At 71.3% G+C, this 10,144-nt stretch carries 11 protein-coding genes; 6 read left to right on the plus strand and 5 right to left on the minus strand.

The window, feature by feature from the left end; genetic code table 11:
• From MFF42_RS24565 to MFF42_RS24575, 3 genes are all read left to right on the plus strand, one after another.
• The coding region (locus MFF42_RS24565; RefSeq protein WP_238258542.1) for a NupC/NupG family nucleoside CNT transporter at positions 1-1,015 on the plus strand (1,015 nt) is incomplete at its 5' end.
• 63 nt (positions 1,016-1,078) lie between these two features.
• Positions 1,079-1,426, plus strand: a complete 348-nt coding sequence (locus MFF42_RS24570; protein ID WP_238258544.1) for a hypothetical protein — start codon at positions 1,079-1,081, stop codon at positions 1,424-1,426.
• Between the two features lie 119 nt (positions 1,427-1,545).
• Complete coding sequence (locus MFF42_RS24575; protein ID WP_238258546.1) at positions 1,546-2,532, plus strand: hypothetical protein; 987 nt, start codon at positions 1,546-1,548, stop codon at positions 2,530-2,532.
• A gap of 76 nt (positions 2,533-2,608) precedes the next feature.
• Here MFF42_RS24575 and MFF42_RS24580 read toward each other — a convergent pair whose 3' ends face one another.
• Positions 2,609-2,920, minus strand: coding sequence for a hypothetical protein (locus MFF42_RS24580; protein ID WP_238258547.1), 312 nt, complete (start codon positions 2,918-2,920; stop codon positions 2,609-2,611).
• 380 nt (positions 2,921-3,300) lie between these two features.
• Here MFF42_RS24580 and MFF42_RS24585 point away from each other — a divergent pair, with 380 nt between their 5' ends.
• Positions 3,301-4,623, plus strand: coding sequence for a homoserine dehydrogenase (locus MFF42_RS24585; protein ID WP_238258549.1), 1,323 nt, complete (start codon positions 3,301-3,303; stop codon positions 4,621-4,623).
• Positions 4,624-4,797: 174 nt separating this feature from the next.
• Complete coding sequence (gene glpX, locus MFF42_RS24590) at positions 4,798-5,793, plus strand: class II fructose-bisphosphatase (RefSeq protein WP_238258551.1); 996 nt, start codon at positions 4,798-4,800, stop codon at positions 5,791-5,793.
• Positions 5,794-5,814: 21 nt separating this feature from the next.
• Here glpX and MFF42_RS24595 read toward each other — a convergent pair whose 3' ends face one another.
• From MFF42_RS24595 to purE, 4 genes are all read right to left on the minus strand, one after another.
• Entirely contained in the window at positions 5,815-6,195 is a 381-nt protein-coding gene (locus tag MFF42_RS24595; protein ID WP_238258553.1) for a response regulator, read from the minus strand.
• Positions 6,196-6,736: 541 nt separating this feature from the next.
• Positions 6,737-7,597 (minus strand): tetratricopeptide repeat protein, encoded by an 861-nt coding sequence (locus MFF42_RS24600; RefSeq protein ID WP_238258555.1) that lies wholly within the window; start codon positions 7,595-7,597, stop codon positions 6,737-6,739.
• 370 nt (positions 7,598-7,967) lie between these two features.
• Positions 7,968-9,080: a 5-(carboxyamino)imidazole ribonucleotide synthase gene (locus MFF42_RS24605; protein WP_238258557.1), complete on the minus strand. Its 1,113-nt coding sequence runs from the start codon at positions 9,078-9,080 to the stop codon at positions 7,968-7,970.
• Between the two features lie 17 nt (positions 9,081-9,097).
• Positions 9,098-9,595: a 5-(carboxyamino)imidazole ribonucleotide mutase gene (gene purE / locus MFF42_RS24610; protein ID WP_238258558.1), complete on the minus strand. Its 498-nt coding sequence runs from the start codon at positions 9,593-9,595 to the stop codon at positions 9,098-9,100.
• A gap of 255 nt (positions 9,596-9,850) precedes the next feature.
• On the opposite strand from purE, the gene MFF42_RS24615 reads away from it, so the two are divergent.
• Positions 9,851-10,027, plus strand: coding sequence for a DUF3606 domain-containing protein (locus MFF42_RS24615; protein WP_238258561.1), 177 nt, complete (start codon positions 9,851-9,853; stop codon positions 10,025-10,027).
• Positions 10,028-10,144 lie beyond the last annotated feature (117 nt).

The raw sequence follows: 10,144 nt of genomic DNA on the forward strand, positions 1-10,144 counted from the left end.
GTTCGGCGGCCTCGTCGAGCCGCGGATGTTCGAGCTGTTCGGCGGCTCGGGCTTCATCCTGGCCCTGCGGGTCCTGCCGCAGATCCTCTACGTCTCGGCGCTGATCGGCGTGCTCTACCATCTCGGCGCGATGCAGGCGCTGGCGCGGTTCCTCGGCGCCGGCCTGCGAAAGCTGCTCGGCACCTCGTCGATCGAGTCGTTCTCGGCGGTCATCACCATCTTCATCGGGCAGAGCGAGATCGCCGTGGCGCTCCGCCCCTTCCTCGCGATGCTCACCGGCGCCGAGCTGTTCGCGGTGATGACGAGCGGGGCGGCCTCCACCGCCGGTTCGATCCTGGCCGGCTACGCCGCCCTCGGCGTGCCGATGCCCTATCTCCTCGCCGCCTCGTTCATGGCGATCCCCGGCGGCCTGCTCTACGCCAAGATCCTCGTCCCGTCGACCGAGCCGACGCGCATCGTCACGACGCGGGTCGAGTTCGGCGAGGCGCGCGCGGCCAACCTGATCGAGGCCGCCGCCGACGGCACGCAGAAGGGCCTCGGCGTCGCGGTCGCGGTCGGCGCGATGCTGATCGCCTTCGTCGGGCTGATCGCCCTGGTGAACGCGACGATCGGCTGGGCCGGCGGCCTGTTCGGGTTTTCCGGCCTCTCGATCGAGGGCATCCTCGGCGTCGCGTTGGCGCCGCTCGCCTGGCTGCTCGGCGTGCCGTGGGAGCAGGCGACCCTGGTCGGCGGGGCCATCGGCCAGAAGATCGCCTTCAACGAGTTCCTCGCCTATGCCAGCCTCTCGCCGACCCTGAAGGCCGGCACCCTCGACCCGCGCACGGGCGCGATCCTGTGCTTCGCCCTGTGCGGCTTCGCCAACCTCACCTCGGTGGCGATCCAACTCGCGAGCTTCACCAGCCTCGCCCCCGAGCGCCGGCCCGAGATCGCCCGGTTCGGCCTGCGGGCGATCCTGGCGGGCACGCTCTCGAACCTCACCAGCGCGGCCATCGCCGGCCTGTTCATCGCCGGGTGAACCGCCGGCCGCGAACCTTTCGGCTCGCTTCGTCATTCTGAGGGGATGGAGAACACGCGCCCCATGGAACACGCCCGAGCCACGCAAGGTCCGACGCAAGGCCCGACACAGGTCACGGCCCGCGACTGGGACGAGCGCGTCGACCGCGCCAGTCAGAAGCTCCCCGAGTGGGCGCAGCGCATGGTGACGTGGCTGCGCGAGCCGGCGCGCTTCCCCGTGCGGCTCCTCGCCTCGATCCTGCTGATTCTCGGCGGCATCTTCTCGATCCTGCCGGTGCTCGGCCTGTGGATGCTGCCGCTCGGCCTCGCGCTGCTGGCCCAGGACGTGCCCGGCCTCAAGGTGCCGATGGAGAAATCGGCCCGCTGGATCGAGCGGCAATGGCACCGCTGGCGCGGCCGATCCTCGCGGTGATCCCCGCGGTGATCCCCGCCCGTGCCTCGGCGTTCTGCCGCGCTTGACAGGATATCCGCGGCGGACGACCCATCGCGGCGGAGCCTCAGCCGAGACGGGCTCTTCGGAGACACCCTGTGATGCCGTTGCGTCTGTTCTCCCGCGGGCTCGCGGCCGCCCTCCTCGCGGCGGCCGTGCTGGCGGGAGCCGTGTCCGTTCCGCTGTCATCGCCGGCGCGCGCCGAGGACGCGGTCTTCCCGCCGAGCTCCCGCTTCGGCTTCAAGCCCCCCTCGGACATGACGATCTCGAAGCGCTTCACCGGCTTCGAGCGGATCGGCGGCGGCGCGATGCTCTCCGTGGTCGAACTGCCGGCCGGCGCCTATCCGGAGCTCAAGCAGAGCTTCACCGACGAGAACCTCCGGACGCAGGGCCTCGTCGTCCAGACCCGCGAGCCGGTGACCCTCGACGGCGGGGCCGAGGGCGTGCTCTTCACCGGCGAGCAGACGCCCCCCGACGGCCAGGGCACGCCCGCGGCGCGCAAGTGGCTCCTGATCGTCGGCGGCCAGGAGGTGACCGGCATCATCATCGCCCAGGCCGCCGTCGGCGCCGAGACCGACGAGACCATGCGCGGCCTGCTCACCGGCGTGCGCATCCGCGGGGCGCTGAGCCTCGACGACCAGGTCGCCGCCCTGCCCTTCCGCCTCGGCGACCTCGCCGGCTTCCGTCCGGTGCGGGCGCTGGCGGGCAATTCCGTGCTGCTGACCCTCGGTCCGCGCGATCAGGTCTCCAACCTGGAGCAGCCGATCCTGGTGATCGCCCAGGCGGTGCAGCAGCCGACGCCCCAGGAGCAGCGCGACGGCTTCGCCCGCGCCTCGCTCTACGCGAACCAGACGATGAAGGACTTCGCCATCGAGCGCTCACAGAGCTACCGCCAGAACGGCGTCGACTGGCACGAGATCGTGGCGCGCGCCACCGACATCCCCTCGGGTCAGCCGGTGGTGGTCTCGCAGACGATCCGCTTCAATCCGGACGGCTATATCCGCGCCGTCGGCGTCACCCGCGCCGACCAGCGCGAGCAGATGCTGCCCCTGTTCCGCCAGGTGGTGGACAGCCTGCAGCTGCGCTGACATCCCCTCCTCCCCCGAGGGGGAGGAGAGGGGTGGTGACGGGAAGCAACACCGAAGGAATCAGCCGGGCGCGGTCTCACTCGCAGACGCGCACGCGCCGGACGTAGATGTCGCCGTAGGGGTCGATGGTCTCGCGGCGCTCGAAGTGGCAGATCGGACCCTCGACATAGACCGGCGGCGGGGGCGCCCGGTAGACCGGCTTGCCCGGATAGTAGGGGTCGTTGGCCGCGGCGATCGCGCCGCCGACGGCGAGGCCGCCGAGCAGGCCGAGGGCCGCCGCGCCGCCCGGACCGATGCCGTCCCGTGCCTGGGCGGCGGGCGCCGCGCCGAGCGTCAGGGCGCCGGCCATCACACTGGCCATCACGCCGCCGAGAAGGGTGCCCCTCATCGTCGAAACTCCCGAAGAATCGCGCCAGCGGCGCCGTGGCATCATCGCCGGCACCCCCGCCGAGCCCGCGGCTCAAGCGTGGCGGTGCCGTGGTCGAAGAAGAGCGCCCGGTTTGAGGCCAATCTTCGGCAGGCCGTCTCCGCCGCGCCGCCTCGCGCGTGCGCAGAGACACCGACCGGACACCGACCGGACACCGACGCCGCCGCACCCGTCCCGCCCCGTTTCCTTGCGCACTGGCCCCAAATCGTTGCAGAAGTGCGCGCCGTTCCGGATGTGTCCCCGTGCCCCACCGCTGCCCAGGCGGTCTTCGAGCGGCGGCGGCCGTCGGGCGGTCATCCGGAACAGGTCCGGTGCCAACGTCCATCACGGTGCGAACTCCCATGACGCAGACCCTTCGCCTCGGCATCGCGGGGCTCGGCACGGTCGGTGCCTCCGTCCTGCGCATGGTCGCCCGCCGCGCCGAGGCGCTCGAAGCCGCGACCGGCCGCACGATCGCCGTCACCGCCGTCTCCGCCCGCGACCGCGGCCGCGACCGCGGCGTGGACCTGTCGGGCCTGCACTGGTTCGACGATCCGGTGGACCTGGCCCGCTCGGGTGAGATCGACGTGTTCGTCGAGCTCGTCGGCGGCTCGGACGGCGCGGCCAAGCAGGCGGTCGAGGCGGCGCTCGGGGCCGGCAAGCATGTCGTCACCGCCAACAAGGCGCTGCTCGCCCATCACGGCGCGGCGCTCGCCCGCATGGCCGAGGAGCACGGCGTCGCGCTCGCCTACGAGGCGTCGGTGGCCGGCGGCATCCCGGTGATCAAGGCGATCCGCGAGGGGCTCTCCGGCAACGCGATCAGCCGCGTCTACGGAATCCTCAACGGCACCTGCAACTATATCCTCAGCCGGATGGAGGCGGAGGGGCTGACCTTCGAGGCCTGCCTCAAGGACGCGCAGGCGCTGGGCTACGCCGAGGCCGACCCGACCTTCGACGTCGAGGGCTTCGACACCGCCCACAAGCTCGCCATCCTCACGAGCCTCGCCTTCGGCGTGGAGATCGACGCCGAGGGCGTCTCGGTGGAGGGCATCTCGGCGATCCAGCCCCTCGACCTCACCATGGCCGACGAACTCGGCTACCGCATCAAGCTCCTCGGCGTCGCCCAGCAGACGGCGGCCGGCATCGAGCAGCGGGTGCACCCCACCATGGTGCCGAAAGCCTCGGCCATCGCCCAGGTGATGGGCGTCACCAACGCCGTCACCGTCGATGCCGACGCCGTCGGCGAACTGACCCTGATCGGCCCCGGCGCCGGCGGGGCGGCCACCGCCTCGGCGGTGGTGGCCGACATCACCGACGTCGCGCTGGGGCTCGCGCGCCCGACCTTCGGCCAGCCGGTCCCGCGCCTCGCGAGCCCGCGCCGGGTCGAGATGCAGCGCCACGAGGGCGGCTACTACATCCGCCTCACCGTGCACGACCGCACCGGCGTCGCGGCGGGCGTCGCCACCCGGATGGCGGAGGCCAACATCTCGATCGAGAGCATCGTCCAGCGCCGCTCCGCCAAGGCCGCCTCCAGCGATCCGCAGGGGCTGTCCGGCCAGCCGGTGCCGCTGGTGCTGATCACCTACGCCGCCACCGAGGGGAACGTCCGCGAGGCGCTGGCCGCCATCGACCGCGACGGCCTGCTCGCCGAGGCGCCGCAGCTGATCCGCATCGAGCGCGAATAGGCGAGACGCCCACCCGCATTTCCGGCAAGATCCTGCCGGAAACCGCATCCTGTCCGACACCAGGGTATCAGGTCTCGCGTCTCGTCCCGCGCGTTCCCGGAATCGGCCGGAACGCTGGACGGCAATCGGCACCGGTCGGAACAGGCCGGGCCCGGGGATAAGGAACGGAGCGCGATGTCGGTGGCCAATACCGGGATCTTCAGCGATCCCACGGCGCGGGGCCTCACCCTCGAACTCGTGCGGGTGACGGAGGCCGCCGCCATCGCCGCGGCCCGCCTGCGGGGGCACGGCCGCGAGAAGGAGGCCGACCAGGCCGCCGTCGACGCCATGCGCGCCGAACTGATGGTGCTGCCGATCGAGGGCCGCGTGGTGATCGGCGAGGGCGAGCGCGACGAGGCGCCGATGCTGTTCATCGGCGAGGCCGTCGGCACCGGCCACGGGCCGTCGGTGGACATCGCGGTCGATCCGCTGGAGGGCACGACGCTCTGCGCCAAGGACATGCCGGGCGCCATCGCGGTGATGGCGCTGGCCGAGCGCGGCTCGCTGCTCGCCGCCCCCGACGTCTACATGCAGAAGATCGCCATCGGCCCCGGCTACCCGCCCGGCACGGTCGATCTCGACTGGAGCCCGGCCCAGAACATCGCCTCGCTCGCCCGCGCCAAGGGGGTCGAGCCCGCGGGGATCACCGCGATCATCCTCGACCGGCCCCGCCACATGGACCTGATCGCCGCCGTGCGCAGCACCGGCGCCGGCATCCGCCTGATCTCGGACGGCGACATCGCCGCGATCATCCACTGCACCAAGCCCGAGGAGACCGGCGTCGACATCTACATGGGGACGGGCGCCGCGCCGGAGGGCGTGATCGCCGCGAGCGCGCTGCGCTGCATCGGCGGCCAGATGCAGGGGCGGCTGATCCTCGATTCGGCCGACAAGCGGGCGCGGGCGGCCAAGATGGGCATCACCGACCCGAACCGGAAATACGACATGCACGACATGGCCCGCGGCGACGTCATCGTCGCGGCCACCGGCGTGACCACGGGGGCGTTGCTCGCGGGCGTGAAATTCAGCCCCGGCCTGATCGAGACGGAGACGGTGGTCTACCGCTCGAACACCGGCACGGTCCGCCGCATCGCCTGCGAGCACCGCCGTCTGGAAAGCGCGCCGGGCTGACCGCGCCCGGACACGCGCCGCTCAGTGGGCGATGGGCTGGCCGAACAACGCCTCGGCCAGACGCGCCGGCTCGATCGGCTTCTCGCAATGGATCGCGTCCCGCAGGCGCTTCGGGACGGCGCTTTCCTCGTAGCCGGTGGCGAAGACGAACGGCACGCCGCGCGCCCTGAGCGCGTCGGCGACCGGAAAGACCATGACCTCGCGCAGGTTGATGTCGAGCACCGCCCCGTCGATGCGCGGGCATTCCTCGATCATCGCCAGGGCGTCGTCGACGCTCCCGACGGGCCCGATCACCTGCGCCCCGCGCTCCTCGAACACGCGCCGCAGGTCGTCGGCGATGAAATATTCGTCCTCGACGACGAGGACACGTCTTCCGTTGAGCAGTTCGGATCCATCCGCCATCGGCCTACCCTCCCCTCGCCCTCGATCCGCCGAGGATCGCGTCGTGACAGGAGTATAGAACGGGAATTGCCGTCCGCAGAGCCTCGCCCACAGATTTCGCGCGGCCCGGAATCAGACGTCAGGTCCGAGCTCGAGCGTTCCGCATCCGCTTGTTGTCACCGGAATCGAGGACAAGCGCCGACCATCGAAGAGAAAGCCTCGCGGCCTCTTTCCGCTACCTCAGAGCCTGTTTGATTTTTCCCTTCGACACCGAGCCGGGTCGATGCGACGATTGTTCCAGCCCTCACCCTCATCCTGAGGTGCGCAGCGAAGCGCCACCTCAGGATGAGGAGAATTGATTCGGTTCACGGCTGATTGGTTCGGTCCAGACCCCACCACCGTCATTCCGGGGCGCTGACAAGCGAACCCGGGATGACGGGAGGCAGCACCGAAGGAATCGATCGGAAGCGGTAGGTTCGGGTGAGCCCGCTCGACGACCTCAGGTCGCCGGCTCGGCAGCCTCGCTGCCGGTGAACCGGCCCCCGCGGCGTCGGAAAGCGCCCTAGAAGAGACCGCCCTGCATGCGGCCGACGCCCTGCTTGGCCACGGCGTTGTTGGGGTCGAGGCGGGCTGCCTGCTGGTAGCTCTCGCTCGCCTCCTTGCGGCGGTTGGTCTTCTCGTAGGCGAGGCCGCGATAGGCCCAGGATCCGGCGTCCTTCGAATTGACGTTGAGCGCCGCGTTGAAGTCCTCGATCGCCTTGTCGTACTGGTTGAGGGAGATCAGGCTCTGGCCCCGGGCGGCGTAGGGGGCGGCGACGAAGGGGTTGCGGTCGATGGCGGCCGCGAAGTCGCCGATCGCCTCCGGGTTCTGGCCCTGTTTCTGCCGGACGAGGCCGCGGGCGTGATAGGCCTCGGCCGATTCGGGGGCGAGGCGGATCGCGACGTTGAGATCGTTGAGCGCGCCGTTGAGGTCGCCCTGGGCGCGCTCCAGGTTCGCCCGGCCGATATAGGCGGCGGAGAAATTCGGATCGGTGGCGATGGCCTTCGAGAAGTCCTGCATCGCCGCGTCGTTGCGGCCGGTCTGGCGGTAGGCCAGCGCGCGGTTGTTGTAGGCCGAGGCCGAGTTCGGATCGAGCTGGATCGCCTTCGAGAAGTCGGCGATCGCGTCGCCGAACTGGCCGGAGCGGGCATAGGCCGCGCCGCGGGTGACGTAGGCGCCGGCATCCGACGGGTTGCGCGAGATCACGTCGCTGAGCGAGGCGATGTTGACGTTGGTGGCGCCCGTCGTGTCGGTCTCGAGCACCGCGAACTGCCGCGGGGCGGTCGCGCTGCCGTAGGTCTCGCAGCCGGCCAGCGCCGCGGCCGTCAGCGCGAGGGCACCGACCAGCCTCGCCTTGCGTCCGTCCAGCGTCATCCCGATCATCTTCACGTTCTCCCCCGCGCCCGCTTGCCCGGACTTCCGCGGCGGCCCCTCAAGGGCCCGGATCATCCCGTCGCGCACGCTGCCGCAACACGGTGAATGGGCGCTTAAACGATCCCGCAAAACTTCCGCCTCGCCGACGCGGACCGCGCCTCGAAGCGGAGATTCCTCGGACACGTCTCCGGGAAGAGCGGGCGGGCTCATCCGGCTCCGGGCCGGAGAACGCGCACGGCGCTTCCACGGACGCCCCGTCCCCTCCGCTGAAACCTCGGGATGTGGCGAAGGTGTGGCCCCTCTCCTCACGCCTTCGCTGGGGGCCTCGAACGGTGCGCGACGGCGGTGCGCTGTTGCGGAGAGGCGACAGGTCGAAGGGTCAGGCCCTGGCTCTCAGCCGGGTGACGTGTCCCATCTTGCGGCCCGGCCGGGCCTCGGCCTTGCCGTAGAGGTGGAGGTGGGCACCCGGCTCCGCGAGGAGGTCGGCCCAGGCATCGGCCTCGGCGCCGATGAGGTTTTCCATCTCCACCATCATGTCGCCGGTGCGGGCGGTGTCGCCCAGCGGCCAGCCGCAGACGGCGCGCACGCCTTGCGCGAATTGCGAGGTCAGCGCGCCCTCGATCGTCCAGTGCCCGGAATTGTGGACGCGGGGCGCGATCTCGTTGACGACGAGGCGGCCGGCGCCCTCGGGGCCGGCGACCTCGAACATCTCGACCGCGAGCACGCCGACATAGTCCAGAGCCTCGGCGATCGCGCGGGCGATGGCAACCGCCGCGTCGCCGGTCGCGCGCGTCAGACCCGGGGCGGGCACGCGGGTGAAGGCGAGGATGTGGTCGCGGTGCTCGTTGGCGCAGGGGTCGTAGGCCGCGAAGGCGCCGTCCGGGCCGCGCGCCGCGACCACCGAGATCTCGCGCTCGAACGGCACGAACCCTTCGAGGATGCAGGGCACGCCCTTGAACTCGGCCAGCAGAGCGGCCGGGTCGTCGCCCTCGCGGATCATGCGCTGGCCCTTGCCGTCGTAGCCGAAGCGCCGCGTCTTCAGCACGGCGGGGCGGCCCAGCGCCTCCAGGGCGCGGGCGAGATCCTCGGCCGAATCGACCGCCCGGTAGGGCGCGGTCGGGATGCCGAGCCCGGTCACGAAGTCCTTCTCGGAGAGCCGGTCCTGGGTCGTGAGCAGCGCCGTGGCGCTCGGATGCAGGGTCGCGTGCTCGGCCAGCACCGCGGCGGTGGCGTGGGGGATGTTCTCGAACTCGTAGGTGACCACATCGCAGGCGTCGGCGAAGGCGGCGAGCGCCGCCGCGTCGTCGTAGGGCGCGAGCGTGTGGGCATGGGCCACGTCGAAGGCGGGACTGTCGGCGTCGGGGGCGTAGATGTGGACCTTGAGGCCGTAATTGGCCGCCGCGAGCGCGATCATGCGGCCGAGCTGGCCGCCGCCGACGATGCCGAGGGTGCCGCCGGGCCGGACCGGCGGCGTGGACGTGGAAGAGGCCATAGCGATTCGTGTCGTTGTCAGGCTTGAGAGGGGTCCGGGCGCTCGGCGACGGACTCGGTCTGGCGGGCGCGCCACGCGTCGAGCCGCCCGGCGAGGCCGGCATCGGTGAGCGCCAGCACGGCGGCGGCGAGCAGGGCGGCGTTGACCGCCCCGGCCCGGCCGATCGCCAGGGTGCCGACGGGGATGCCGGCGGGCATCTGCACGATCGAGAGCAGGCTGTCCTGCCCCGAGAGCGCCTTCGACTCGACCGGCACGCCGAAGACCGGCAGCGGCGTCATCGCCGCCGCCATGCCGGGCAGGTGCGCCGCGCCGCCCGCGCCCGCGATCACCACCTTGAATCCGGCGTCCCGCGCGCCCTTGGCGAAGGCGACGAGCCGGTCCGGGGTGCGGTGGGCCGAGACGATGCGGGCATCGTAGGCGACGCCGAGCGCGTCCAGCGTCTCGGCGGCATTGCGCATGGTCGCCCAGTCCGACTGGCTTCCCATGATGATCGCGACCGGGGGCGATCCCGTCATCGTCGTCTGGCCCATTGCGAGGGAGCGGGCCCGTCGGCCCGCGAGAGGGCCGAATAACAGGGGGTGCCGCACCCCGGCAAGGCGGGGGGCAAAGCCAAGTGTCCGGACGAGGCCGAGACAGCAGCAGCCGGCCGGCCGGAGCCCCCAAAAAATCCGTTCGATTCTCGCCCGCTCGCCCGGAGCCGAAATCGACGAACCGCGTTGTGAGGGAAACGGCCGTCGGCGGCCGGACCCCTCACCTCAGCGAGCCTTGAAATGTCCTCCGTGGACCAGAACACGCGCGCCCGCAACGCAACCCATATCGACATCCACGACAGCACCACCCGCAAGCACTGGGCCGATCTGCTCCAGGTCTCCGACGAGCGCCTGCGCAAGGCGGTCCGGATGGTCGGGACCCGCGTCTCCAGCGTCTCGGCCTATCTCGCCAAGTAATTTTCCCCGCGACGTCACTCGCCGGCGAGCGGTCGTCGGCACGGGGCCGGGCGGGGTCATACAGATTTCAGTTGATCCCCTCTGGGCCCCGTGCCTCACCTCGTCATCGCGAGGCGG

The organism is Methylorubrum podarium (assembly GCF_022179745.1).
Lineage (GTDB): Bacteria > Pseudomonadota > Alphaproteobacteria > Rhizobiales > Beijerinckiaceae > Methylobacterium > Methylobacterium podarium.

What these genes read in the sequence shown, in the direction of transcription:
- MFF42_RS24580 (WP_238258547.1), bottom strand. Translation starts at nt 2,920, where the DNA reads ATGAGGGGCACCCTTCTCGGCGGCGTGATGGCCAGTGTGATGGCCGGC.
- MFF42_RS24575 (WP_238258546.1), top strand. Translation starts at nt 1,546, where the DNA reads ATGCCGTTGCGTCTGTTCTCCCGCGGGCTCGCGGCCGCCCTCCTCGCG.
- MFF42_RS24585 (WP_238258549.1), top strand. Translation starts at nt 3,301, where the DNA reads ATGACGCAGACCCTTCGCCTCGGCATCGCGGGGCTCGGCACGGTCGGT.
- MFF42_RS24600 (WP_238258555.1), bottom strand. Translation starts at nt 7,597, where the DNA reads ATGATCGGGATGACGCTGGACGGACGCAAGGCGAGGCTGGTCGGTGCC.
- purE (WP_238258558.1), bottom strand. Translation starts at nt 9,595, where the DNA reads ATGACGGGATCGCCCCCGGTCGCGATCATCATGGGAAGCCAGTCGGAC.
- glpX (WP_238258551.1), top strand. Translation starts at nt 4,798, where the DNA reads ATGTCGGTGGCCAATACCGGGATCTTCAGCGATCCCACGGCGCGGGGC.
- MFF42_RS24570 (WP_238258544.1), top strand. Translation starts at nt 1,079, where the DNA reads ATGGAACACGCCCGAGCCACGCAAGGTCCGACGCAAGGCCCGACACAG.
- MFF42_RS24605 (WP_238258557.1), bottom strand. Translation starts at nt 9,080, where the DNA reads ATGGCCTCTTCCACGTCCACGCCGCCGGTCCGGCCCGGCGGCACCCTC.
- MFF42_RS24595 (WP_238258553.1), bottom strand. Translation starts at nt 6,195, where the DNA reads ATGGCGGATGGATCCGAACTGCTCAACGGAAGACGTGTCCTCGTCGTC.
- MFF42_RS24615 (WP_238258561.1), top strand. Translation starts at nt 9,851, where the DNA reads ATGTCCTCCGTGGACCAGAACACGCGCGCCCGCAACGCAACCCATATC.